This is a genomic window from Sphaerotilus hippei, assembly GCF_003201595.1.
Lineage (GTDB): Bacteria > Pseudomonadota > Gammaproteobacteria > Burkholderiales > Burkholderiaceae_C > Sphaerotilus > Sphaerotilus hippei.
In genome coordinates, this window is the sequence record NZ_QJJS01000017.1 from 77,877 (window position 1) to 102,526 (window position 24,650).

The 24,650-nt window shown below is 69.3% G+C and carries 24 protein-coding genes; 9 read left to right on the forward strand and 15 right to left on the reverse strand.

Going from position 1 to position 24,650, the window contains the following annotated elements:
• Nucleotides 1-17: 17 nt before the first annotated feature.
• The 8 genes from rplV to C7444_RS16135 all read right to left on the reverse strand — a co-directional run bounded on the left by rplV (nucleotide 18) and on the right by C7444_RS16135 (nucleotide 5,989).
• Nucleotides 18-347, reverse strand: coding sequence for a 50S ribosomal protein L22 (gene rplV, locus C7444_RS16100; protein WP_110401875.1), 330 nt, complete (start codon nucleotides 345-347; stop codon nucleotides 18-20).
• 12 nt (nucleotides 348-359) lie between these two features.
• Entirely contained in the window at nucleotides 360-635 is a 276-nt protein-coding gene (gene rpsS, locus C7444_RS16105; RefSeq protein ID WP_110401876.1) for a 30S ribosomal protein S19, read from the reverse strand.
• Between the two features lie 15 nt (nucleotides 636-650).
• Nucleotides 651-1,475, reverse strand: coding sequence for a 50S ribosomal protein L2 (gene rplB, locus C7444_RS16110; protein ID WP_110401877.1), 825 nt, complete (start codon nucleotides 1,473-1,475; stop codon nucleotides 651-653).
• On the reverse strand, nucleotides 1,475-1,789 hold the full coding sequence (rplW, locus tag C7444_RS16115; RefSeq protein WP_110401878.1) for a 50S ribosomal protein L23: 315 nt from the start codon (nucleotides 1,787-1,789) through the stop codon (nucleotides 1,475-1,477). The genes rplB and rplW overlap by 1 nt, the downstream gene beginning before the upstream one ends.
• Entirely contained in the window at nucleotides 1,786-2,406 is a 621-nt protein-coding gene (gene rplD / locus C7444_RS16120) for a 50S ribosomal protein L4 (protein WP_110401879.1), read from the reverse strand. The genes rplW and rplD overlap by 4 nt, the downstream gene beginning before the upstream one ends.
• Entirely contained in the window at nucleotides 2,406-3,086 is a 681-nt protein-coding gene (gene rplC, locus C7444_RS16125) for a 50S ribosomal protein L3 (protein WP_110401880.1), read from the reverse strand. The genes rplD and rplC overlap by 1 nt, the downstream gene beginning before the upstream one ends.
• Nucleotides 3,087-3,489: 403 nt before the next feature.
• The gene (locus tag C7444_RS16130; protein ID WP_110401897.1) at nucleotides 3,490-5,085 is read right to left on the reverse strand and encodes an OpgD/OpgG family glucan biosynthesis protein; all 1,596 of its coding nucleotides are present in this window, start codon (nucleotides 5,083-5,085) and stop codon (nucleotides 3,490-3,492) included.
• Nucleotides 5,086-5,197: 112 nt separating this feature from the next.
• A complete protein-coding gene (locus C7444_RS16135; protein WP_110401881.1) occupies nucleotides 5,198-5,989 on the reverse strand; it encodes a fused MFS/spermidine synthase in 792 nt (263 codons plus the stop codon).
• 199 nt (nucleotides 5,990-6,188) lie between these two features.
• Here C7444_RS16135 and purB point away from each other — a divergent pair, with 199 nt between their 5' ends.
• From purB to C7444_RS16150, 3 genes are read left to right on the forward strand one after another with little or no spacing between them, the layout of a single operon-like run.
• The gene (gene purB / locus C7444_RS16140) at nucleotides 6,189-7,568 is read left to right on the forward strand and encodes an adenylosuccinate lyase (RefSeq protein WP_110401882.1); all 1,380 of its coding nucleotides are present in this window, start codon (nucleotides 6,189-6,191) and stop codon (nucleotides 7,566-7,568) included.
• A 15-nt stretch (nucleotides 7,569-7,583) separates the two neighbouring features.
• Entirely contained in the window at nucleotides 7,584-8,423 is an 840-nt protein-coding gene (gene pyrF / locus C7444_RS16145) for an orotidine-5'-phosphate decarboxylase (RefSeq protein WP_110401883.1), read from the forward strand.
• A gap of 49 nt (nucleotides 8,424-8,472) precedes the next feature.
• Nucleotides 8,473-10,296 carry an ABC transporter substrate-binding protein gene (locus C7444_RS16150; RefSeq protein WP_110401884.1) on the forward strand — a complete coding sequence of 608 codons (1,824 nt, stop codon included), beginning with the start codon at nucleotides 8,473-8,475 and terminating at the stop codon, nucleotides 10,294-10,296.
• 18 nt (nucleotides 10,297-10,314) lie between these two features.
• On the opposite strand, the gene trxC is transcribed toward C7444_RS16150, so the two are convergent.
• The 6 genes from trxC to C7444_RS16180 all read right to left on the reverse strand — a co-directional run bounded on the left by trxC (nucleotide 10,315) and on the right by C7444_RS16180 (nucleotide 14,954).
• Nucleotides 10,315-10,740 (reverse strand): thioredoxin TrxC, encoded by a 426-nt coding sequence (gene trxC / locus C7444_RS16155; RefSeq protein WP_110401898.1) that lies wholly within the window; start codon nucleotides 10,738-10,740, stop codon nucleotides 10,315-10,317.
• A 93-nt stretch (nucleotides 10,741-10,833) separates the two neighbouring features.
• A complete protein-coding gene (locus C7444_RS16160) occupies nucleotides 10,834-11,457 on the reverse strand; it encodes a hypothetical protein (protein ID WP_110401885.1) in 624 nt (207 codons plus the stop codon).
• Between the two features lie 107 nt (nucleotides 11,458-11,564).
• Nucleotides 11,565-12,998 carry a HAMP domain-containing sensor histidine kinase gene (locus C7444_RS16165; protein ID WP_110401886.1) on the reverse strand — a complete coding sequence of 478 codons (1,434 nt, stop codon included), beginning with the start codon at nucleotides 12,996-12,998 and terminating at the stop codon, nucleotides 11,565-11,567.
• Nucleotides 12,995-13,711, reverse strand: a complete 717-nt coding sequence (locus C7444_RS16170; protein ID WP_110401887.1) for a response regulator transcription factor — start codon at nucleotides 13,709-13,711, stop codon at nucleotides 12,995-12,997. Before C7444_RS16170 ends, C7444_RS16165 begins: the two co-directional genes overlap by 4 nt.
• Before the next feature lie 54 nt (nucleotides 13,712-13,765).
• On the reverse strand, nucleotides 13,766-14,302 hold the full coding sequence (locus C7444_RS16175) for a Spy/CpxP family protein refolding chaperone (protein ID WP_110401888.1): 537 nt from the start codon (nucleotides 14,300-14,302) through the stop codon (nucleotides 13,766-13,768).
• Between the two features lie 118 nt (nucleotides 14,303-14,420).
• A complete protein-coding gene (locus C7444_RS16180; RefSeq protein ID WP_110401889.1) occupies nucleotides 14,421-14,954 on the reverse strand; it encodes a flavin reductase family protein in 534 nt (177 codons plus the stop codon).
• A 77-nt stretch (nucleotides 14,955-15,031) separates the two neighbouring features.
• Here C7444_RS16180 and C7444_RS16185 point away from each other — a divergent pair, with 77 nt between their 5' ends.
• Together C7444_RS16185 and C7444_RS16190 are read left to right on the forward strand one after the other, a co-directional pair.
• Nucleotides 15,032-16,648 (forward strand): AmpG family muropeptide MFS transporter, encoded by a 1,617-nt coding sequence (locus C7444_RS16185; RefSeq protein ID WP_110401890.1) that lies wholly within the window; start codon nucleotides 15,032-15,034, stop codon nucleotides 16,646-16,648.
• Nucleotides 16,649-16,727: 79 nt separating this feature from the next.
• Nucleotides 16,728-17,651 carry a M48 family metallopeptidase gene (locus C7444_RS16190; RefSeq protein WP_110401891.1) on the forward strand — a complete coding sequence of 308 codons (924 nt, stop codon included), beginning with the start codon at nucleotides 16,728-16,730 and terminating at the stop codon, nucleotides 17,649-17,651.
• Nucleotides 17,652-17,663: 12 nt separating this feature from the next.
• Here C7444_RS16190 and C7444_RS16195 read toward each other — a convergent pair whose 3' ends face one another.
• Nucleotides 17,664-18,302: an MBL fold metallo-hydrolase gene (locus C7444_RS16195; protein ID WP_110401892.1), complete on the reverse strand. Its 639-nt coding sequence runs from the start codon at nucleotides 18,300-18,302 to the stop codon at nucleotides 17,664-17,666.
• A gap of 169 nt (nucleotides 18,303-18,471) precedes the next feature.
• Between C7444_RS16195 and C7444_RS16200 the strand changes: the two genes are divergently transcribed.
• The 4 genes from C7444_RS16200 to C7444_RS20035 are packed head-to-tail and all read left to right on the forward strand — an operon-like array spanning nucleotide 18,472 to nucleotide 24,526.
• Nucleotides 18,472-20,607: an AAA family ATPase gene (locus tag C7444_RS16200; RefSeq protein ID WP_170130777.1), complete on the forward strand. Its 2,136-nt coding sequence runs from the start codon at nucleotides 18,472-18,474 to the stop codon at nucleotides 20,605-20,607.
• Between the two features lie 47 nt (nucleotides 20,608-20,654).
• Nucleotides 20,655-21,635: a helix-turn-helix transcriptional regulator gene (locus tag C7444_RS16205; protein ID WP_110401894.1), complete on the forward strand. Its 981-nt coding sequence runs from the start codon at nucleotides 20,655-20,657 to the stop codon at nucleotides 21,633-21,635.
• The gene (locus C7444_RS20030; RefSeq protein ID WP_146219413.1) at nucleotides 21,601-22,950 is read left to right on the forward strand and encodes a hypothetical protein; all 1,350 of its coding nucleotides are present in this window, start codon (nucleotides 21,601-21,603) and stop codon (nucleotides 22,948-22,950) included. The genes C7444_RS16205 and C7444_RS20030 overlap by 35 nt, the downstream gene beginning before the upstream one ends.
• Nucleotides 22,943-24,526 carry a phospholipase D-like domain-containing protein gene (locus C7444_RS20035; protein WP_146219414.1) on the forward strand — a complete coding sequence of 528 codons (1,584 nt, stop codon included), beginning with the start codon at nucleotides 22,943-22,945 and terminating at the stop codon, nucleotides 24,524-24,526. Before C7444_RS20030 ends, C7444_RS20035 begins: the two co-directional genes overlap by 8 nt.
• The last annotated feature ends 124 nt before the right edge of the window (nucleotides 24,527-24,650 follow it).

A 24,650-nucleotide genomic window follows, 5' to 3' on the forward strand; every position in this document is an offset into this window, starting at 1 on the left:
ACTTTCTACCTGCCTTATCAGTTGCCGACGGTCACGTAGATGTGCGCGGTGGGCTTGCTGATGCGGTTGCCACGGCCTTTGGCGCGGGCAGAAAAACGCTTCAGCGTGGCACCTTGCTCCACGTAGATCGAGGTGACGCGCAGCTCATCGATGTCGGCGCCGTCGTTGTGCTCGGCGTTCGCGATGGCGCTTTCCAGCGCCTTCTTGATGATGCCGGCCGCCTTCTTCTGGGTGAAGGTCAGGATGTTCAGGGCCTGATCCACCTTCTTGCCGCGGATCATGTCAGCCACCAGACGACCCTTGTCGCAGGACAGGCGCACACCACGGACGATTGCTTTGGTTTCCATCGTCGCCGCTCCTTAGCGCTTGGCCTTCTTGTCCGCAGGGTGACCCTTGAACGTACGGGTCAGTGCGAACTCGCCCAGCTTGTGGCCGACCATCTGGTCGGTCACATAGACGGGCACGTGCTGCTTGCCGTTGTGCACGGCGATCGTGATGCCGATGAACTCGGGCATGATCGTCGAGCGACGCGACCAGGTCTTGACGGGCTTCTTGTCCTTGATGGCAACCGCCTTCTCGACTTTGGCGAGCAGGTGGTAGTCAACGAAAGGACCCTTCTTGAGTGAACGAGACATTGTTCGCTGCCCCTCTTACTTCTTGCGACGCGACACAATGAAGGTCTGCGTGCGCTTGTTGTTGCGGGTACGGTAGCCCTTGGTGAGGGTGTTCCACGGCGACACAGGGGCCTGACCCTCGCCGGTGCGGCCTTCGCCACCACCGTGCGGGTGATCCACCGGGTTCATGGCCACACCGCGAACGGTCGGACGGATACCCTTCCAACGCATCGCACCGGCCTTGCCGTACTGGCGCAGGTTGTGCTCTTCGTTGGAGACCTCGCCGATCGTGGCGCGGCAGTCGATGTGGATCTTGCGAACTTCGCCCGAGCGCAGGCGAACCTGCGCGTAGACACCTTCACGCGCCATCAGCGTCACCGAGGTGCCGGCCGAACGGGCGATCTGGGCACCCTTGCCCGGCTTCATCTCGACGCAGTGGATGGTCGAACCCACCGGGATGTTGCGGATGGGCAGCGTGTTGCCAGCCTTGATCGGCGACTCGGCGCCGCTGATCACGGTCTGACCGGCTTCCAGGCCACGCGGAGCGATGATGTACGAACGCGCGCCGTCGGCGTAGCACACCAGAGCGATGTGGGCCGTGCGGTTCGGGTCGTACTCGATGCGCTCGACCTTGGCGGGGATGCCGTCCTTGTTGCGCACGAAGTCCACCACGCGGTAGTGGTGCTTGTGACCACCGCCCTTGTGGCGAACCGTGATGTGACCGTTGTTGTTGCGGCCGGAGTTCTGCTTCTGGGGTTCCAGCAGCGAAGCTTCAGGCTTGCCCTTGTGCAGGTGCTTGTGCACCACCTTCACAACGCCACGGCGACCGGGCGATGTGGGTTTGACCTTGACGACAGCCATTACGCGGCCTCCCCGGAGAAGTTCAGTTCCTGGCCTTCCTTCAGGGACACGTAAGCCTTGCGCACGTGGTCACGACGGCCGATGCGGCCGCCGAAGCGCTTGGTCTTGCCCTTCTGGTTGACGACTTGCACCGAGGCCACTTCCACCTTGAACATCAGTTCGACGGCGGCCTTGATCTCGGGCTTGGTGGCGTCCTGCAGCACCTTGAACAGCACTTGATTGTGCTTTTCGGCGATGCTGGTGGCCTTTTCGGAAATGATCGGCGCGACGAGCACCTGGGCCAGACGGCCCTCATCAAACTTGGCGGTGCTCATGCGAACATCTCCTGCAGCTTGTCGATCGCACCCTTGGTCACGACGATCTTCTTGTAGAAGACCAGCGACAGGGGATCGGCGTAACGCGGCTCGACGACCAGCACGTTGGCGAGGTTGCGCGAAGCCAGGAACAGGTTCTCGTCCACGGCATCGGCGATCACCATCACGTGATCCAGATTCATGGCCTTGAGCTTGTCGGCCAGCAGCTTGGTCTTGGGGGCATCGATCGCGAGCGAGTCGATCACCACCAGACGGCCTTCACGGGCCAGCTGCGAGAAGATGGCGGCCATGCCGGCGCGGTACATCTTCTTGTTGACCTTGTGGCTGAAGTTTTCTTCAGGCAGGTTCGGGAAGATCCGACCGCCCCCGCGCCACAGCGGCGACGAGGTCATACCGGCGCGAGCGCGGCCGGTGCCCTTCTGGCGGAAAGGCTTCTTGGTCGAGTGGTGAACCTGCTCACGATCCTTCTGGGCGCGGGTGCCTTGACGGGCATTGGCCTGATAGGCCACCACGATCTGATGGATCAGCGATTCGTTGTAGTCACGTGCGAACACGGCGTCAGAAGCGTCGACCTTGGAGGTCGCCTGACCCTGCTCGTTCAGGAGCTCGAGCTGCATCAGTTGGCCCCTTTCTTGAGCTTGACCTTGACCGCCGGACGCACGGTGACGAAGCCACCCTTGGCACCCGGAACGGCGCCCTTGACCAGCAGCAGCTGGCGGGCTTCGTCCACACGGACGATGTCGAGGTTCTGGGTCGTGCAGGTCGCATCGCCCCGGTGACCGGACATCTTCTTGCCCGGAAACACGCGGCCCGGATCCTGCGCCATCGAGATGGAGCCCGGAACGTTGTGCGAACGGGAGTTGCCGTGCGAAGCGCGCTGCGAACTGAAGTTGTGGCGCTTGATGGTGCCGGTGAAGCCCTTGCCGATCGAGGTGCCTTGCACGTCGACCATCTGGCCTGCCTGGAACATGCTCACGGGCAGCGTGGCGCCCAGCTTGTACTCGGCAGCCACGTCGGCGGACACGGCGAATTCGCTGATCAGCTCGCCGGCTTCGACGCCAGCCTTGGCCATGTGGCCAGCTTCCGGCTTGGTCACGCGCGATGCCTTGCGGGCACCGTACACCACCTGAAGGGCGCTGTAGCCATCGGCTTCAACGGTCTTGACCTGGGAGACGCGGTTGTTCGACACGTCGAGCACCGTCACGGGCACGGCGTCGCCGTCGTCCGTGAAGATGCGCATCATGCCCACCTTGCGGCCCAGCAATCCCAGGCGCTTGCCCAGACTTGAGGTCGTCATGGTTTTTCTCCAATGCCCGACAACGATTGGCCGGGCTGACTGATGTAGCCCTGCCGCGCCGATGACCCCCAAGGCCACCCCGCTGCGCAGGACGAACGAAACGGACGCAAGAAACCTCGACGCCCGAAAAGCTCACGAGTCTATCACAGCCGGCCTGCCTCATCAAGCAGCAACCTCACCCGGCCGGCAGGTGCGGCAGGTTGTCCCTGCACACGGTGGACAAGCCTGTCGAGAAGCCCTGCATGACTCTCGCAAGTCACTGTGAGCAAAGGATTTTTTCTGGGTTGCCCGCGCAGCGGGCAGAGGCCGCCGGAGTTGTCCCTGCCGGCGGTGGATAACCCTGTCCACAACCGGTGGCCAGTGTGCACAAGTCGCTGTCAGCCGGGGCGATGTGCTGGATTGCCTACGAAACAGGCAACAGCAGGTACAGCCAGGTCTCGCTCAGCGCCTGCTCGCCGACCCGCAGGAACAGCCGCAGGTCCGCGGCCGCCTCACCTTCGGGCGTGAAATCGAAGCTGGCCCGCCAGTGCCCCGGCACCCCATCGGGCACCGCTTCGGTGAAGGCCAGCGAGAAGCGGCCGCTCGACGACGACAGCACCGGCTCCGGCCTCACGCCGAAAGGCAGTTGCGCAAGCGGGCCGCCCTGGAAGTCGACCACGAACTTGCGCACCCCGGCCGGACGCGGCTGGCCGGGCTGCCCCCCCCGCCCCAGGCGGGTCGCGGTGACGCGGGCCAGCGGCGTCGGATGCGGCTCGTCGGCGCTCCAGTGCAGCCGGTAGTCCAGCGCGTAGCGGTTGCCGGCCCGGGCCGGCGCACGCGGCACCCAGAGCGCGACGGTGTTGTCGTGGATCTCGTCGTCGGTCGGGATCTCGATGAGTTGCACCGCCCCTTCGCCCCAGTCGCCCAGCGGCTCGACCCACAGGCCGGGGCGGCGGTCGTAGGCCACGCCGTCGAGGTAGTGGTCGAACACCCGGTCACGCTGCAGCAGGCCGAAGCCGCGCAGGTGCGACGCCTCGAAGGCCGAGGCACTGGTGCGCGACGGGTTGTTCAGCGGACGCCAGAGGTGCTCGCCGTTGTGCATCCAGATCGCCAGGCCGTCGGAGTCGTGCACCTCGGGGCGCCAGTCGATCTGCGAGGGCTTGGCGGTCTCCGAGTACCAGTACATCGAGGTCAGCGGTGCCAGGCCCAGCCGGGCGATGTCGCGGCGCAGGAACAGGCGGCTGCTGACCTCCATCACCACCGCGGCACCACGGTCCATGACGAAGCGGTAGGCGCCCGCGAGGCTGGGCCCCTCGAGCAGCGCATGCACCGTCACGCGGGTGCCGCCGTCGGCGGGCGGCTCGAACCAGAAACGGGTGAAGGACGGGAACTCCTCCGGCCGGTCGTGCAGCGCGACGTCCAGCGCCACGGCCCGGGCCGACAGCCCGTACTGGTAGAGCTCGCCGATGGCGCGGAAGTAGGACGCCCCGAGGAAGGCCACCCAGTCGTTGCGCTGCCAGGGCAGCGACTGCGGGTCCCCGAGGCGGCTTTCCTGGAAGCGGAAGCCCGCGAAGCCCGCGCCGGCGGGCAGCAGACGGGCCGGGCTGTCGGCCGGCATGTCGAAGTAGGACGGGTCGTAGAGGATCTCGCGCGCCTGCTGCCGGTCGGCCGGGCCCTCGAGCAGGTGCATGTGCACCGGCGTCTGGAAATAACGCCCCAGGTGGAAGAAGGTCAGCGGGAAGGCGCCGGGCCCGTCGCGGAACGGCGCGAGCTCGGTCTTGAAGCGGATCTTGCCGTGGGCGTCGTAGTCGATGCGCTCGAGCACCTCGCTCGACAGCGGCGGCGCCGGCTGGTGGGGGCGGGCCGCCAGGTCACGGGCGCGGGCCACGAGCCCGTCGAAGGAAAAGGGCTCGGGGGCGCCGAGCTGCAGGCCCGCGGCCGCCTGGGCCGGCAGGCCCACGGTCGACGACAGCGCCAGCGCACTGCCGGCCGCGGTGAGGAAGGAACGGCGATCGATCATCGGGCGGGACTCTCCGGTCGGATGGCGGCCGGCCTGAAGCCTGCTGCGGCGCACCATGGGTTCATGGGGCCATCCTAACGCGTGACAAATTCACGCCGGACGAACGCGCCCGTCAAGCCCGGCGCGGCGCGCGCACCGGCGGACGCTGCAGCCGCCAGCGCTCGTGGGCCGTGCGCAGATGGGCCAGCTCGGTGGCGAGCGAGTCCCAGGCCGACGTGTCCATGCCCTGCGCCGGCTCGACGCTGGCGGGCAGGGCCCGCCGCGACGCCAGGCCCGGCCCGGCCAGCACCACGCTGTTGGCGCCACGCTCCTCGTCCTCGACCTCCAGCACCGCGTCGTTGAAGCTGCGGCGCAGGCGGTCGAGGTGCAGCTCGTGCTGCGGATGGCCGCGGAACAGGTTGACCGCCAGCAGGCCGCCCGGCCGCAGCGAGGCGCTGCAGTCGTCGTAGAAGCGCTGCGTGGCCAGCACCGACGGCAGGCCGCTGTAGTCGTAGCCGTCGACCAGCAGCACGTCGAAGGCCTCGGGCGAGGTGCGCACCCAGCGGGCGCCGTCGCCCTGCGTGATGCTCAGGCGCGCGTCGTCGGGCGGCACCTCGAACTCGTCGCGCAGGGCGATGACGTGCGGATTGATCTCGACGACCTCGATGCCGCTGGCCGGCAGGTGACGGTGGCAGAACTTGGCCAGCGAGCCACCGCCCAGACCGAGCATCGCGATGCGGGCCGGCTGCGGGTGGAAGAGCAGGAAGCCCATCATCAGCCGGGTGTAGGCCAGCGCCAGCGCATCCGGTTCGGCCACCCGCATGAAGCTCTGCACCTCGTGGATGGAGAAGTGCAGCGCCCGGGTGTGGCGGGTGTTGTGCACGAAGGGGCGGACGTGGTCGTCGGGGTCGGCAGGGGAAGACATGCGGCGGCGAGGGGTTCGGGTCCCGGGCCGACAGTATGCGGGACCACCACCCGCCGCCTCGCCCCGGAACGGGGCGGCGGGTCTAAAATCGCGCGCTTGGCGCCCGGGACCCCGACCCGTCGCGCCCGCCTCTCCCCGCTGCCCGCCGGCCCGACCGCGGCCGGCCGTCAGCACTCCTTTCCCCGCCGCGAGCCCGAACATGTCCTTCACCACGCCCACCGCCCTCACCGCCCTCTCGCCGTTGGATGGTCGCTACGCCGGCAAGCTGACCGCGCTGCGTCCGCTGCTGTCGGAGTACGGCCTGATGCACCGCCGCGTGCAGGTCGAGGTGGAATGGTTCATCGCGCTGTCGGACGCCGGTTTCGCCGAGTTCCAGCCGCTGTCGGAGGCCTCGCGCGGCCTGCTGCGCTCGCTGGTCGTGCGTTTTTCCGAAGAGGACGCCCAGGCGATCAAGGACATCGAGAAGCGCACCAACCACGACGTCAAGGCGGTCGAGTACTGGATCAAGCAGCGCTTCGAGGGCCATGCCGAGCTCGAGGCCCATGGCGAGTTCGTGCACTTCGCCTGCACCAGCGAGGACATCAACAACACCAGCCACGCGCTGATGCTCAAGGCCGCGCGCGACGAGGTGCTGCTGCCCACCATCGACCGCCTGATCGCCAAGCTGACCGCCCAGGCCCAGGCCTTCGCCGCCGTGCCCATGCTCAGCCGCACCCACGGCCAGACCGCCAGCCCGACGACGGTGGGCAAGGAGATCGCCAACGTCATCGCCCGCCTGCGCAACGCCCGCGAGCGCATCGCCGGCGTGCAGCTGCTGGCCAAGATGAACGGCGCGGTCGGCAACTACAACGCCCACCTGTCGGCCTACCCGGAACACGACTGGGAAGGCTTCAGCCGCGGCGTGGTCGAAGGCGCGCTGGGCCTGAGCTTCAACCCCTACACCATCCAGATCGAGCCGCACGACTACATGGCCGAGCTGTTCGACGCCTTCACGCGGGTCAACACCATCCTGATCGACTGGAGCCGCGACGTCTGGGGCTACATCAGCCTGGGCTTCTTCAAGCAGCGCACCAAGGAAGGCGAGGTCGGCTCCTCGACCATGCCGCACAAGGTCAACCCGATCGACTTCGAGAACGCCGAAGGCAACTTCGGCCTGTCCAGCGCGCTGCTGACGCACCTGGCGCAGAAGCTGCCGATCAGCCGCTGGCAACGTGACCTGACCGACTCGACCGTGCTGCGCAACATGGGCGTGGCGCTGGGTTACGCGCAGCTGGGCTACGACAGCCTGCTGCGCGGCCTGGACAAGCTCGAGCTCAACGCCGCCTCGCTGGCCGCCGACCTCGACGACGCCTGGGAAGTGCTGGCCGAGCCGATCCAGACCGTGATGCGCCGCTACGGCCTGCCGCAGCCCTACGAGCAGCTCAAGGCCTTCACCCGCGGCCAGCCGATGACCCGCGAGCTGATGCAGGGCTTCATCGCCGACCTCGCCCTGCCCCAGGCCGAGAAGGACCGCCTGCTGGCGATGACGCCGGGCAGCTACACCGGCCTGGCGGCCGACCTGGCGCGGCGCATCGGCTGAAGCGGCAGACCGACGATGACCTTCACCGAGCAACTCGCCCGCGCCGCGCGCCTGCACGACTCCCTGCTGTGCGTGGGGCTGGACCCGGAACCGTCGAAGTTCCCGGGCGCCTGGAGAGGCGACCCGGAGCGCAGCTTCGAGTTCTGCGCGCGCATCGTCGACGCGACCAAGGACCTGGTCTGCGCCTTCAAGCCGCAGATCGCCTACTTCGCCGGCCAGCGGGCCGAGGCCCAGCTCGAGCAGCTGATGGCCTACATCAAGCGCACGGCGCCCGAGGTGCCGGTGATCCTCGACGCCAAGCGCGGCGACATCGGCTCGACCGCCGAGCAGTACGCCCGCGAGGCCTTCGAGCGTTACCAGGCCGATGCGGTGACGCTGTCGCCGTTCATGGGCTTCGACACGATCGAGCCGTTCCTGCGCTGGCGCGACAAGGGCGTGATCCTGCTGTGCCGCACCTCCAACCCCGGTGGCAACGACCTGCAGATGCAGCGCCTGGCCGACGTGCCCGGCCAGCCGCGGCTGTTCGAGCACCTGGCCACGCTGGCTCAGGGCCCCTGGAACACCACCGGCCAGCTCGGCCTGGTCGTGGGCGCGACCTTCCCCGAGGAGATCGCCCGGGTGCGCGAGCTCGCGCCGACGCTGCCGCTGCTGATCCCGGGCGTGGGCGCCCAGGGCGGTGACGCGGCCGCGACGGTGCGCGCCGGCCTGCGCGTGAACCCGGCCGGAGAGACGACCGGCCCGATCATCGTCAACAGCTCGCGGGCGGTGCTGTACGCGAGCAGCGGCGACGACTTCGCCCAGGCGGCCCGCCGGGTCGCGATCACGACGCGCGACGCGTTGAACTCGGCACGCTGAAGCCCGCCGAGCGCCGGCGCCTCCGCAGCCCGGCGGCTACAGTGGCGGCATGACCCGTCGCCGTGCCCTGCTCGCTTCGTCCCTCGGCCTGCCCGCCTGGCCCCTGGCCGCCTTCGCCACCGACCGGGCGGCCGCCCCGCCCGCCACCGAGCGGGTGCTGCGCTACGCGCTGCCCGCGGCCGAGACCGGCTTCGATCCGCAGCAGATCAGCGACCTCTACTCGCGCACCGTCACCGGCCACATCTTCGAGGCGCTGTACGACTACGACCACCTGGCGCGGCCGCAGCAGCTGGTGCCGATGCTGGCCGAGGCCATGCCCGAGATCGATGCGCTGCACCAGACCTTCACCGTGCGGCTGCGCCGGGGCGTGCTGTTCCACGACGACCCGGCCTTCCAGGGCCGCCCGCGCGAGCTGACCGCCGAGGACGTGGTCTACACCTTCAAGCGCCTCTACGACCCAGCCACCAAGAGCTCGAGCCAGCCGGCCTTCGAGGAGCTGGGCGTGATCGGCCTGCGCGAGCTGCGCCAGGCGGCGCTCGACGAACGGCGCCCCTTCGACTACGCCGCACCGGTCGAAGGCCTGCAGGCGCTGGACCGCTACACCGTGCAGTTCCGCCTGCGCGAGAGCCGGCCGCGCTTCGTGACCGCGCTGGCCTCGCCGGACATCTGGGGCGTGATGGCTCGCGAGGTGGTCGAGCGCTACGGCGACCGCATCATGGAACACCCGGTGGGCACCGGCCCGTTCATGCTGGCCGAGTGGCGGCGCAGCTCGCGCATCGTGCTGGTGCGCCACCCCCGCTACCGCGAGCGCCACTACGACGCGCGCCCCGCCCCCGGCGATGCCGAGGGCCAGGCCCTGCTGGCACGCTTCAAGGGCCGGCGGCTGCCGATGATCGACCGGGTCGAGCTGTCGATCATCGAGGAGGCCCAGCCCCGCTGGCTGGCCTTCCTCAACGGCGAGCAGGACCTGCTGCAGATCGTGCCGCCGGACTTCATCGGCCAGGCCATCCCCGGGGGGGAACTGGCCCCGCACCTGGCGCGGCGCGGGGTGCGCAAGTACCGGGTGCCGAACTCGGACGTGAACTACATCGTCTTCAACATGGAGCACCCGACGGTCGGCGGGCTGGAGCCGGCCCAGGTGGCGCTGCGCCGCGCGATCTCGCTGGGCCACGACGTCGACCGCGAGATCCGCATCGCCCGACGGGGCGAGGCCATGCCGGCCCAGCAGCTGACCACGCCCGGCACCAGCGGCCACGACCCGGCCTTCCGCACCGACGCCAACGCGCACAGCCCGGCGCGTGCGCGTGCGCTGCTCGATCTCTACGGCTTTCGCGACCGCGACGGCGACGGCTGGCGCGAACGGCCCGACGGCTCGCCGCTGACGCTGGAGCTGCTGGCGCAGTCGGACCAGTCCAGCCGCCAGCTCGACGAGGTGTTCAAGAAGAGCATGGATGCGCTGGGCCTGCGGGTCGAGCTGAAGGTCGGCCAGTGGGCCGAGAACCTGAAGGCGACCCGCGCGGGCCGTTTCATGGTGTGGCGGGTTGGCTCCAGCGCCGCCTCGCCCGACGGCCAGGGCGCGATGGAGCGGGCCTACAGCGGCTCGATCGGCAAGGGCAACCTGGCACGGCTGCGGCTGCCCGCCTTCGACGAGGTCTACCTGCGCCTGCAGGGCCTGCCCGACGGCCCGGAGCGCGAGGCGCTGTTCCGCCAGGCCAACAAGCTGGCGCTGGCCTACATGCCCTACCGCGTGACGGTGCACCGCATCGTCTGCGACCTGGCGCATGCGCCGCTGCAAGGCTACCGGCGCCCGCCGTTCTGGCTGAGCTGGTGGAGCTTCGTCGACATCGAGCCCCGCCCGACCCGGCGCGACTGACCCCCGGCGGCGTGTCGTTCAGGCGCCGTGCTGGCGCACCCACTGGACGATCTGCGCCGCGCCCATCGCCCCGCTGAGCCGCGCCACCTCGTGGCCGCCCCGGAAGGCGATCAGCGTCGGGATGCTGCGGATGCCGTGGCGCGCCGACGCCTCGGGGCAGGCGTCGCTGTCGACCTTGACGAACAGCGCCTGCCGGGCGAGCTGGGCCGCGGCGGCCTCGAACTGCGGCGCCATCTGCCGGCACGGGCCGCACCAGGCGGCCCAGAAATCCACCACCACCAGCCCTTCACCGCGTTCGATCAGCCGGGCCAGGCCGGCGTCGTCCAGCGCCACCGGCCGTCCCGGCAGCAGCGCCTTCGCGCAGCGGCCGCAGACCGGGTCCTGCGCCAGGCGTTCGGCCGGCACGCGGTTGGTGGCCAGGCAATGGGGACAGACGAGGTGCATGGTGATCTCCTTCGAGCCCTCCATGTCGGGTCGACCCGGGCGGACTCAAGGGCCGACGACCGGCCTGGCGCCGCCTCGCCACGGCCCGGGGCCTCAGCGCGGCGGGCGGTCGCCGTGGCGCGGGCCGCCCTGCGGCGGCTCGCCCGGACGCGGCAGCTGCGCGAGCCACTCGCGCACCTTCTGCTGCTGGGCCGGCTGCAGGCTGTCGAAGAAAGCCGCCGCTGCGGTGATCAGCTCGGCCTGCTGGAGGCGCCGGGCCTGCAGGTGGGCATCGACCTGGGCCAGCGCACGGGCGCTGTCGAAACGTGCACCGGCCACCAGCGCCTGCAGATCGGTGGGTGACATCGGCCCGGCACCGGGCTCGGGCGCGCGTCCGTCCGAAGGCGGCGCCGGGCGGGGCCCTGGCTGGCCGCGGCCCGGGTGCATCGCCTGCAGGCGGGCGGACAGGGTGTCGAGCCGCTGCTTCTGCGCCGCGTCGAGCGACAGGTCGCGGGCCAGGCCCTCGAGGGCCCTCGCCGCATCGGGAGCCTCGTGGCGGCGCTCGTGGCGCTCGCCCGGTCCGCCATGCTGGCGGGATTCGCGGGGGTCCCCGCCCCGGCCGTCCTGCGGACCGTGGCCGCAGGCCGTCAGGCCACCCGCCACCAGCACCGACACCAGCACGCCGGCGGCCAGCCGCCGCAGGGGCGAGGCCCCCTTCTTCCACCCTTGATGTTCCATGACCAGATCCTTTGCGGGGCCACGCACGGCCCGTTCAACCGACAGGAGGTCATGGTGCAGAGGCCGTGCTGCCTCCGGCTTGCGCCCGGGTAACGAGGTGTGTCGATTCATGAAGCGGCGGTCACCACCGGCAGCTCGACACGCGCCTCCAGCCCCGGTTCGGCCAAACGCAGCTGCAGCGTGCCGCCATGGGCCCGGGCCACGAGGCGGCACAGATAGAGGCCCAGCCCCACCCCGCCGGTGCTGCGCTGGCGGGCATGGTCCGGGCGGTGGAAAGGCTCGGCCAGGCGCTGCAGCTGCCCGGGGTCGACCCCGGGGCCGTGGTCGCGCACGGTCAGCACCAGCGTGGCCGGCGCCCCGGCCGTTCCGGCCTGCAGCGCTAGCGCCACGCGCACCGGCACCGCCGCCGCGCCCCCGCCATGGCGCAGCGCGTTGTCGATCAGGTTGCGCAGCAGCAGCGCCAGCCGGGTGCGGTCCAGCGCCAGCGGGGGCAGGTCGTCGGGCAGGTCGAGCACCAGCGTGGCCGCGGCCGCCGGCTCGACATGCTGGTCGATGACCTGGTGCACCAGCGCCACCACGTCGGTCGGCTCGCGCTGCAGCACCGCATGGGGCTGGGCCAGGCGCTCGCTCTCGAGCAGGTCGCTGATGAGGTCGCGCATCTGGCCCAGGTCACGCAGCAGCGCGTCGCGGGCGCTGCCCTCGGGCACCAGCTCGACGTTGAGCCGGGCGCGGGTCAGCGGCGAGCGCAGCTCGTGGCTGATGGCCAGCAGCAGCGCCCGCTTGGCCTCGAGCATGCCGGCCAGGTCGGCGGCCATGGTGTTGACTTGGGTGGCCACCTCGCCCAGCTCGTCGTGCCGGCGCACGGGGATCGGCTGGTCGAACTCGCCCCGGCCGTAGCGCTGCGCCCCACGGCGGATGTCCTCGAGCGGGCGGAACAGGTGGCGCACGATCAGGTAGGCCAGACCGGTCAGGCCCAGCAGCACGGCCAGCGTCAGCCAGCCGATGCGGCGCGGGCGCCGCACCCAGCCTTCGGTGTCGAGCTCGAAGCGCAGCACGTGGCCGTCGGCGGTGAAGCGGGTCAGCCAGTGCGGCGGCGGGCCGGGCGGGTGGTCGACCAGGCGGCCCATGCCCTCGGGCTGGCCGCGCCCGCCGGACCGGGGCGGCCAGGGGCGGTCGCTGGCCGCGTCGAAGGCCGGCGGCATCGGTCGGGAGGGCGGTGAAGAGTCCCAGTCGACCCGCGGGCCGCGGATGTGGATGGACAGCGGCAGGCGCTCGGCCAGGGCCCGGGCCCGCCCGATGTCGGGCGGCTGGCCGATCTCGGCGGCCAGGCGGTCGACGTAGTCGGCCACCAGCGGGCGCACCACGCCCTGCCAGCCGCCGGAGAACGCCCGCTGCATGCCGCCGAGGAAGATGGTGCTCATCGCCGCGCCCAGCACCAGGAACAGCACCACCAGCTTCACGCCGATGGAGCGCCGGCCGTGGTGCGGCCAGCGCTCGCGGGCACGCTGCCGGCCGCGGGCCAGCCAGTCGGGCAGCTTCATGCCGGCGCCCGCGCCGCCGCGAAGGCATAACCGGCGTTGCGCAGCGTCTTGATGCACTCCAGCGGCTCGAGCTTGCGGCGCAGGCGCGAGACCAGCAGGTCGACCGCGCGGGTGTAGAGGTCGGCGTCCTGGCCACGCAGCCGGTTGAGGATCTCGTCGCGGCTGAAGACCTTGCGCGGCTCGCCGGCCAGCAGCACCAGCAGCTCGAATTCGGTGCCGGTCAGCTCGACCGGCTCGCCCAGGCGGAGCACCTCGCGGCGCGCCCGGTCGATCTCCAGGCCCTCGAAGCGCAGCGCACCGGGGTCGTCGGCCGGCGGATCGGCCGCGGGCCGGGCACGCCGGCGCAGGATGGTCTGCAGCCGGGCGGCCAGCTCCCGCGGCTCGAAAGGCTTGGGCAGGTAGTCGTCGGCGCCCAGCTCCAGGCCGACCACCCGGTCGGCCAGCTCGCCGCGGGCGGTCAGCATGATGACGGGCAGGTCGCGCAGCCGCGCCTCGGCGTGGTGGCGCAGGGTGCGGCAGAACTCGAAGCCGTCCATCTCGGGCAGCATCACGTCGAGGATGACGGCATCGAACGAGGCGCACGACTGCAGCAGGGCCAGCGCCTGGCTGGGCCGGGTGGCGGCCTGCAGCGCCATGTCGAAGCGCTGCAGGTAGGCCGCCAGCGGCGCCGCCAGGTGTTCGTCGTCATCGACCAGCAGGAGGTGGTGGGTCATTGCCATGGCATGCTCGCACGTCGGCGCCCGGCCGGGCAAGCCCACCCCGCCCGCTCAGCCCCAGTGCCGGCCGCCGTGGTGGCCGCGGCCACCACGCTGGTCGAGGAACTCGCGCACCTTCTGCTGCTGCGCGGGCTTGAGGCTGTCGTAGAAGGCGGCCGCCGCGGCGATCAGCTCGGGGCTGCCGCTGCGGATCGCGTCGGCCTTGCCATTGACCAGCGCCTGGGCACGGGCGGTGTCGAAGCGCTCGCCGGCGATGATCGCCTTGAACTCCTCGCGCGGGCCGCCCTGGCCGGGTGCGCCCATCATCATCGTGCGCTGGGCGCGCATCTTCGTGGCCAGATGGGTCAGCAGCGCCTTCTGCGCCGCGTCCAGCTCGAGAACGCTGGCGACCCGGTCGACCATGCGCTCCTGATGGCGGGCCATGTCGGCCTCGGTGCGCGGGCCGCCCCGGCCGGTCATCTCGCCGATCGGGCCGTGGCCGCAGGCGCTCAGGCCGCCGGCGATCAGCGTGGCGCCGAGGGTGCCCAGCAGCACGCGGCGCAGGCGGGTCGAGGAGAAGCGGGACGAGAAGGAGGAGAAACGGGACATGGTGCAGACCTTTCGGGACGGGGACCGTCCGGGTGGACCCGGTGTGTCCGGGGCAGGTCTGCATCGTGGCGCCGACGCCCCGCGCCGTCCTTGCAGCGCGGTATCGGCGTGTATCGTTTCATGTCATCGGCAGCTCGGTGTAGAAACGCCCGCCGTGGAAGATCAGCGGGCTGGCGTCCTGCCGGTAGCGGCACTGCTCGACCTCGCCGACGAAGATGACGTGGTCGCCCTCTTCGTAGCGGCTGCGGTTGTGGCACTCCAGCACCGCGGCCGCGCCGTCGATCAGCGGCGCGCCGCCCGCGCCTTCGCGCCACTCGAGTCCGGCGAAACGGTCCAGCCCCTTGGAGGCGAACCGCTCGGCCAGCTCACGCTGCTCGGCCGCCAGGATGTGGATGGCGTAGTGCGAGCCGGCGGCGAAGGCCGACATCGAGCCGGCCTGCCGCGACAGGCTCCACAGCACCAGCGGCGGGCTCATCGAGACGGAGTTGAAGGAGTTGGCGGTCAGGCCCACCGGCGAGCCGTCCGCGGCCCGGCCGGTCACGATCGTGACCCCCGTGGCGAACAGGCCCAGCGCACTGCGGAAGTCCTGGCGGGTGAAGGCCGGCACCGGCACGGCGGCACCCGGGGTGAAAGGAGTCGATTGGCTGTCCATGTCCCGGGCATTGTGCATCGGCCGTGCGACGGCCGTGCGGCACGGGTCGCCCCGGGCCCGGCTCCTAGAATCCGCCGATGCCCGCCTCCCCTGTGCCGCCCCTTCGCCTCGATCTCCCTCCCGCGCCGCGTGGCCTGGCCCGCCTGTGGCGGCTGGCCGTGCTGGCGGTGCTGGGTTTTGCCTCCGGCCTGCCGCTGGCGCTGACCGGCCAGGCCATGCAGGCCTGGCTGACGGTCGAGGGCGTCGACCTGGCCACCATCGGCTTCCTCAGCCTGGTCGGTCTGCCCTACACCTTCAAGTTCCTGTGGGCGCCGCTGATGGACCGCTTCGAGCTGCCCTGGCTGGGCCGGCGGCGCGGCTGGCTGGTGCTGACCCAGCTGGCGCTGGCCGGTGCGCTGGTCTGGATGGCCGCCACCGGGCCGGCGGCCTCGACCTGGGCGTTCGCGCTGCTGGCGCTGCTGGTGGCGCTGCTGTCGGCGTCGCAGGACGTGGTGATCGACGCCTACAGCGCCGACGTGCTGCCCGCCGCCGAGCGCGGCCTGGGCTCGTCGCTGAAGGTGCTGGGCTACCGGCTGGCGATGATCCTGTCGGGCGGGGTCGCGCTGATCTGGACCGACGGCGCCCAGGGCGGCGGCTGGAGCTGGCCCGAGGTCTACCGGCTGATGGCGCTGATCATGGTCGGCGCGGCGGTGCTGTCGGCGGTGGCGCTGCCACGCCTGCCCGACGTGCCGCGGCCCGACGGCATCGCACGCAACGACCTGATCGGGTTCGTCGCGGTGGTGGCCGCCGCCGCCGCCGGCGTGCTGCTGACCGACCAGCTGCTGAACCCGCTGGCCCACGCCCTGGTCGAGGTCCTGGCGGCCGGCACGCCCGCCGACCCCGCCGCCCAGGCGCTGCGTGGCAAATGGGCCGACGTGCTCGGCCTGCTGCTGGGCATGGCGGTGACGCTGCCGCTGGCGGCCTGGGCCGCGCGCGCCGCCCGCTTCGACACGCTGCTGGGCGGCCTGCGCGACTACTTCGGCCAGCCCGGGGCCTGGGCCTTCCTGGCGTTCATCGTGCTCTACAAGCTGGGCGACGCGTTCGCCGGCTCGCTGATGACGCCGTTCCTGCTCAAGGCGATGGCCTTCAGCTCGGCCGAGGTCGGACTGGTCAACAAGATCATCGGCCTGTGGCTGACGCTGGCCGGTGCGCTGGTGGGCGGGCTGCTGATGCTCAGGCTGGGGCTGTGGCGTGCGCTGGTGCTGTTCGGGCTGCTGCAGATGGCCAGCAACCTGGGTTTCTGGTGGCTGGCGGTGAACGGCGCCGGCGCCCTGCCCGGCCTGGAGATCCCGGCCTTCGACTGGGGCCTCGTCAGGCTGGCGAGCGCCACCCGGGTCGACGGCGGCCTGCTGATGGTGGTGGCCGGCGAGAACCTGTCGGGCGGCATGGGCACCGCCGCCTTCGTCGCGTTCCTGATGAGCCTGACCAGCCAGCGCTACACGGCGACCCAGTACGCGCTGCTGTCGGCGTTCTCGGCGATCGGGCGGGTCTGGGTCGGGCCGATGGCCGGCGTGCTGGTGGAGTCGATCGGCTGGCCGGACTTCTTCCTGCTGTCCACCGCCGCCGCGCTGCCCGCGTTGTGGCTGCTGTGGCGACTGCGCCAGCCCCTGCTGGCGCTGGAGACGCCCGCGGCCGGCACGCCGGCCGACGACTGAAATCCGGCACCCTAGAATCATCCGGACCGCTGCGGTCCGCCGCCGCCCCCGGCCCACCCTCGACACTGCCGCACGCACCATGAGCCTTCACTTCGTCACCGACGCCCGGCTGGACACCCGCATCGACCTGCACCGCGACGGCTGCCATTGCCCGCGGCACCAGCGCCGCCTGTTCACCGGCCTGCTGGGCGCCGGCGCCCTGGTCGGCGGCACGCCGGCCTGGGCCCGCGAAGGCGTGGACGTGGGCGGGCGCTCGCAGTTCTCCAAGCTGGTCTCGGCCGAGCAGATCGAGCAGGCCGCGTCGGAACAGTACGTGCAGCTGACCCAGGAAGCGCGCCAGAAGAAGGCGCTGGCGCCGGTCAGCCACCCGCAGCAGATCCGCCTGCAGGCCATCGCCGACCGGCTGATCCCCTACACCTACGAATGGAACCCGCGGGCACGCCAGTGGAAGTGGGAGGTCGTGCTGCTGGGCGAGCAGACCGTCAACGCCTTCTGCATGCCCGGCGGCAAGATCGCCTTCTACTGGGGCATCCTGCAGCAGCTGCAGCTCAGCGACGACGAGGTCGCGATGATCATGGGCCACGAGATGGCCCACGCGCTGCGTGAGCACGCCCGCGAGCGGCTGGGCAAGCAGACCGCCACGCGGGGCGCGATCGAGCTGGGCGCGATGCTGCTGGGCCTGGGCGAGCTCGGCCGCACCGCCGCCGGGCTCGGCGGCCAGCTGCTGACGCTGAAGTTCGGCCGCGAGGACGAGTCCGAGGCCGACCTGGTCGGCCTGGAACTCGCCGCCCGCGCCGGCTACGACCCCGAGTCCGGCGTGACGCTGTGGCAGAAGATGCAGGCCGCCAGCAAGGGCGCGCCACCGCAGTTCCTGTCGACCCACCCGTCGAGCGGCACCCGCATCAGCGACATCCAGGCCAACATCCCGAAGGTCGCCGGCCTGTACGAGCGCGCGCAGAAACCCGCGCGCCGCTTCGGCCCGCCCGCGGCCAAGGCCTCCTGAGCGCGCCGCGCCTCAGGTGCCGCGCACGTGGGGGTTGCTGCGCCGCTCGCGGCCGAAGCTGCTCTCCGGGCCGTGGCCGGGGATGAACACCGTGTCATCGCCCATCGGCCACAGGCGACCGGTGATCGAGGCGATCAGCGTGTCGTGGTCCCCGCCGGGAAAGTCGGTGCGGCCGATGCTGCCCGCGAACAGCACGTCGCCGACGAAACAGCGCTGCGCCTCCCGGCTGTGGAACACCACGTGGCCGGGCGTGTGGCCCGGGCAGTGGCGCACGTCCAGCGTGCTGTGGCCGATCTGCACCGTGTCCCCGTCGTGCAGCCAGCGGGTGGGCGTGAACATCTCGGCCGGCGGAAAGCCGAACATCAGGCTCTGCTGCGGCAGGCCGTCGATCCAGTAGCGATCACCCTCGTGCGGACCGATGATGGGCAGACCCAGCTCGCGCGCCAGCGTGCCGGTGCCACCCGCATGGTCGATGTGGGCGTGCGTCAGCCAGATCTGCTCGAGCGTCAGCCCGCGGCGGGCCACCTCGGCCCGGATGCGGTCGAGGTCGCCGCCCGGGTCGATGACCGCCGCCTTCAGGGTCTCATCGCACCAGACCAGCGAGCAGTTCTGCTGGAAGGCGGTGACGGGGATGGTGTGGTAGTGCAGCATGGCCGCCGGCTTCCCTCGACAGTGAATGGAACTGGGCTGGAGTATCTCTGAGCCGCCGGGAGGCGTGTCCGGCCGCCTGACACGCATGGGTCACTTCGATCCGACGCATTCTGTCGGATCACTGCGCAAGATCCCTGCTCGTCAAGACCGCACGAACAGGAGACTCCGCATGCCACGCAGACCGCGCTACACATGGCTGCTTCGCAATGCCATCAAAGGCAGAGAACCCGTCGATGGCGACGCTGACTCCCCGCTGCTGCGCCTCTGGCTGCTGAGGCTGCTCGTCCCGCTGTACGGTCATCGCCAGCTGATCCTGGCGGACGACTTTTCCAACGAAGCCGTGGCGCGCGCCGCCGGCCTGCAGGCCTGGCTGCCCATCTGCCTGGAAACCTTCGACCCGACCGCCATCCGCACACACCTGCGTGAACGCCACCAGGCCGCCGAGACCGAAGCCGCACAGCACCCTCTGCTTCAACGCCTGCCCACCATCCTGGCCGGCAACGTCCAGCGCCTGGGCCGGCTGCTGTCGCTGACGGAGTGCGAGTCGGCCGTGCTGGTGTTCCTGACCCAGGTCCACCACAACCGCCTGCTGGACGACGCCTGCGACCTCCTGGGCGACCTCTCCAGCACCCGCGTGGAGCACGCGCTGTCCGTGCTGCTCGGCAACGCACCGAGCGAAATCGGCCACGCCCTGGCGCGGGAGGGCATCCTGCACCGCAGCGGCCTGGTGCGCTTGAACCGTCAGGGCGCCACGAACCTGCGCGCCAAGATCGAACTTCTGTCGGACAGCCTGGCCGACCTCATGCATTCCTGCGCCGTCGACCCGATGGAGTTGCTGCAGGACCGCGTCGCGCGCTGCGACCCGCCCCAACTCGCCCTGACGGATTACCCCCACCTCGCGCCACACCTCCAGATCCTGCGCCCCTACCTCCAGCAAGCACTGAATGGCGGGCAACGCGGCGTCAACGTGCTGCTGTGGGGCCCGCCCGGGACCGGCAAGACCCAACTGGCCAGAGCGCTCGCTGCCGACCTCGCACTCCCGCTGTTCGAGGTCGTCAGCCAGGACGCCGAAGGCGACGCCATCGAAGGCCACACCCGCCTGCGGGCCTACCGCGCCGCCCAGACCTTCCTGGAAACCCGCCCGGCCCTGCTGGCCGTCGACGAGATGGAAGACCTCTTCGGCGTGAGCATGGACATGTTCAACCGGGCCCGGGGCAAGCCCAAGGCCTGGCTGAACCGTGCCCTGGAGATCAACGCCGTGCCCACGCTGTGGATGTCGAACAGCGTCGACCAACTCGATCCGGCCTTCCTGCGCCGATTCGACCTCATCATCGAGATGCCCATTCCCCCGCAGGACCGTCGGGAAAACATCCTGCGCTCCGCGGGCGGCGACCTGCTCGACGCGCCTCGTCTGGCACGCCTGGCCAGCATCGAGGTGCTGTCACCGGCGGTCGTGGCGCGTGCGGCCCAGGTCGTGCGATCCGTCCGGGACCACCTCCCGGGGGAACAGGCCCCGGAAGCGGTCGAACGGCTCATCGCCAGCACCCTCAAGGCGCAGGGACACACTCACCACGCGGCGGCGGCCACCCACGTCGGACCTGCCTTCTGCACCGAATTCCTCAACGCCGACGCCGACATGGCCGATGTGTCCCGGGCGCTGGCCCTGCAACCCAGCGCGCGACTGTGCCTGGCCGGCCCGCCCGGCACCGGCAAGTCCGCCTACGCCCGCTGGCTGGCGTCGGAGCTTGGCCGACCGGTGCTGGAATGCCGGGTTTCGGACCTCATGTCGAAGTGGGTGGGAGAAAACGAGCGCAACGTGGCCGCCGCCTTCGAACGCGCCGACCGCGACGGCGCCGTCCTGATCATCGACGAGATCGACAGTTTTCTCGGCGATCGGCGCCATGCCGAGCACGAGTGGGAATCCCGCCTGGTCAACGAAATGCTGGTGCGCATCGAACGCTTCCCCGGCATCCTCGTCGTCACCACCAACCGGCTGGACCACCTCGATCGGGCCGCTCTGAGGCGCTTCGACCTCAAGGTGACTTTCGGCCCGATCCGCGTCCACCAGGCCTGGACGCTGCTGGACCGGCACTGCCAGCTCCTGGGCCTGCCCTCGCCCAACGAGGAACTGCGGTCTCGGCTGGGCGCCCTGTCCACCCTGACGCCGGGCGATTTTTCGGTCGTGGCGCGACAGGCACGCTTTCGCCCCGTCACCGGACCCGGCGCCTTCGTGCGGGCCCTGGAGTACGAATGCCGAGTGAAGGAAGGCACAAAACCGTCCATCGGATTCACGCCCGGTCCGTGACGCCCGAGAGGCGCGTCGCCATGATCCGGACAGGGAGAAAAAACACCATGAGAACCAGCCAGGGAGCGGCTCAGGGCAGTCATGCGGCGATCGCGCTCGAACTGCTGCGGCGCATTCCGCGCGTCGGGCACACCACGGCGCAACAACTGCGCGACCAACTCGCCGCAGCGGGCATCGTCCGCGACGAGCGCACCCTCCAGCGCCAGCTCAAGCGCTTGATCGAGCAGTTCGACATCGAGTGCGACGACCGCAGCAAGCCGCATGCGTACCGCTGGAAATCGCACGCGGCCACGCTGTCGATGCAGCGACTCACCAGCCAGGAATCGCTGCTGCTGACCCTGGCCGAACAGCACCTGAACAGCCTGCTGCCGCCCACGCTCATGAAATCCATGGCGGGCTTCTTCGCCCAGGCCCGGAGCAACGTGGACCCGCGTGCGCCGCATGAAGCGCCCTATGCCAACGACCTTGACCGCCAATGGCGGCACAAGGTGCGGGTGGTCAGCGAAACCCAACCGCTGCTGCCGCCCCAGATCGACCCGCAGGTGTTCGACGCCGTGAGCCATGCGCTGTACCTCAACCACTGGCTGAACATCGAGTACCGCAACGCGGCCAAGGCCCTCGTGCAGGCGCGGGTCATGCCGCTCGGATTGGCGCAGCAGGGGCCGAGGCTCTATCTCGTGGTCCGGTTCGAGGGGTATGACAACGAACGCAGTCTGGCGCTGCACCGCATCGTCCGGGCCGAAGTCGGTCCGTCGCGTTTTGATCCGCCGCCGGGATTCGACCTGCAGAGGTATGACGAAGACGGAAGGTTCGGGTTTGGTGAGGGCGAGAAGATTCGGTTGAAATTCCGCATCGAGAAAGCCGCCGGGCAGCACTTGCTGGAAACACCGTTGTCGGAGGATCAGACGTGCGTTGAAGGAAAAACGCATCTGACGTTCACAGCCACCGTGGTGAGGTCAGAGCAGTTGAGGTGGTGGATTCGAAGTTTTGGAAATGCAATTTCAACCACCAGCCCACGAACAATTTAATCAAAACAAGGTTGCAACCATGAGTTTTCAGTGGGGTGTATTGGGCCCTGGACGCATCGAGAGTATTCGACGCGTCCGGACGTTGGGACTGGCGGCCACCACGCGCCATTTCAACGAGCGGGCAGTACCCGGCCTCGGCGGCGTGTGGTTCGGCAAACAACTTTTCCTGGCGACGTTGGGCGTACTGGTTGCAGAGCGTGCCGATGCGCGAGGCGGCCAAGTGACGAATATCGCCGCCGCGAACGCGATTGAGGCGATTGCCTGCTGGCTGGCCCTTCACGGCGAGCACCGGAGTGGGGACAGTCGCTTGCGCGGCAGTACCAAGCTGGTTGGGCACACCGATCTGAGTTTTAAAAAAGTCCGTCGACCGGGGTTCTATGTCACCCAACCGATGCGCATGACCACCGTGACCGCCCTGCCAGCCCTCGGACTGGTTGAGGCTGCGGGCAGTCGCTTTAATTCCTTCACCTGCAGCGCGGAGGGACAGATTTTTGTCGAGGCCGTCTGCGAAGGCTCCCGGCCATTTAACCAAAGTGTTCTCGACTACCTGGTGAAGTGGGTTTGCGGTGAGGTCCATAACGTCGACAGCAATGCATTACGCCGTGCACTGTCGCCGCTGCAACCCTTGCCGCCCAGAGCCCGTGAGCTACTCCGTGCCCGTTTGCAACAGGGTGCCGCCAGCGAGCCGGCAGAAGACCGGATGCGGCGTGATGACGCGCTTAATTGGATCAAGTCACGACAGGGCGGGACGGTACCTGTCGCCTGGGCCAGCAGGCCCACACAAATCAGGTCAGCAGAGCATTGGGCCGATCTGCACGCCGGTGCCTTGTTCTTTCTTGCGCGAGACGCCGCGCTGGCTGTGCTGAACGAACTGGAAATCGAGATCGGTAGCCCTGATCGGCGCCTTGCACTCGGAGCCGCAGTACCACAGCACGTACGAAATGCCCTCGACGCACTGCGTGTGACGGCACAGGCATTTCTGGACACAGGGAGCCCAACCGACGAAGCACGGACTTTCTGTCGGGAGTGCGCGTCTGCCTCGGAGGACGAGGTTCTGAGACATCTGGTAAGCCGTGACGGGCGGATTCTGCGGAGGCTCGGCAACGACCTGTGTGCCGGACCAGCATTCCAGGGTGGCGAGCGCCATACCGAACCGGATGAGTCCAACCCAGAAGCGGCACCTTCAGTAGAAGGCCCTGCCTGGCCGGCGGGAATTTCTCGGCGCATTCACAACCTATGGTGGCTTGGACTGGATCTCGAAGGTCAACTAGACGACTGGCTGGTACCGGCTACCGAGGAGACCGCTCATGTCTGACAACAAGTTGTGTCCCAGGTCACTGGTTCAGTATTTCGATGCGCCGGACGACTATCGCAGCTCCTTTGGCTGGATGTGTGGCTACTCGGCCGACCCAGCATTCTTGAATGAAGCCGTGGAGCGTTTCACTCGCGAAACACTGGGGCAGCGTGCGCATCGCGGCCAGGTATCACTGGCCCTGCTGCTCGACCCGGGGCACCCTGCCATCGAGCCAGTGGAAGTTCCCGGCTTGGCCCATCTGCCTCTGAAGCGAACCACTAAACGACCATTTCGGCTGCTGCACGCGAAGGTCGCACTGCTGGGCTTTCGCCACGAATCCGGAAATGGCCGCTGGCGACTGCGGCTGATCGTGTCTACAGGCAACTGGACCCGCCAGACCATCGAAGAGAGCTTGGACCTAGCTTGGTGCATTGATATCGACTCGGAAGAAGTCAATCCCGATCACGCTGTAGCCAACGAGGATGTGGAGCAGCGCTGCGCCGATATCAAGGCCGCCTGGTCGATGCTGGATTTTCTTCATGGCCTGTTCGACCTGCGCCTGCTGGATTCGGGGCAAGGGTTACTTCACAGCGAAACCGTTTTGGCCCGCGCAGCACTGGCCGACTGGGTCGAGGACTGCACTGCCTGCGCCCGCCCGCGTCCGCGCTTTGTCGACAACCGGCGCCAAGCACTGCTCGAACAATTGGTGCCGAATGTGCTGGAAATCGCCGGCGAGAGTCGGCGCAACTATCTAGCCATGGGGTCGGGCTTCTTCGAGTCAGCTTCCTTGAATACCCACGGAACGGTACCGTCGGTGCTGGGTGCAATTGTCGAGCGGCTACGTAGCGCTGCGCTGCTCAGCAAAACATCCACCGAGATCGACGTCTTCGTCAATCCGAACGCGTGTCAAGCCGTGGCCGGCGCACTTGCGACCATGCGCGCCAAACACTGGTCGGTACGACCCGCATCGCAGATGAAGCCCGTGTTTGGGCCGAATTCCCAACGCATGCTGCACGCCAAGTTCATCTTCAGCGCACGTTCTCAAGGGAATTCCAACGCCTGCAACGGTGCCTGGGCCTACCTGGGCTCGGGCAACCTGACCGGACCGGGCTTCAGCCAAGCCATGTCCGCAAGAGGAGGCAATCTCGAAGCCGGCGTAATTTTCGCCCCCGAGGGGTTGGAGTGGCATCAACAGGGCAAATGCGATCCACGGGGCGTCATCACCAACCTGCTACCGATCCATTGGGCCTCCGAGTTCGAATGCGATCACGCGCTGGCTGAGGGTAGTGACATGCCTGAGCCTGGAGCACCCTTCGTCGCACCGCCAGTGGCTTGGCTGAGTTGGGCCGACGCCGAGGTCGGCGGTGTGCTGCAGGTGGTATCGCCGCCAGAGCCGGATGTGACGGTACTTGATGCCTCGGGCAATCCGTGTGCGAGGACGCCGGAGGGCTTCCGCTGGCTGGAACGCAAACCGCGACAAGTCCGCCTGCGCTGGCAGGACACCGGCTTGACGCGTGAATGCCTGGTGCCTGTGATGGACCAGGGCGATTGCATGAAGCTCTTGCCTGAAATCGGTGCTACAAGAGCGAGTTTTTGACGCCCCCGATGCCCGACAACCAGCCCCTGCCCCCCGCGCCTGAAGCCCTCGGCGACCTGGCGGCGTTCGCCGAACTCGACGACCCGCGCAGCCGGCGTTGCCGCTACCCGCTGGAGGAGTTGCT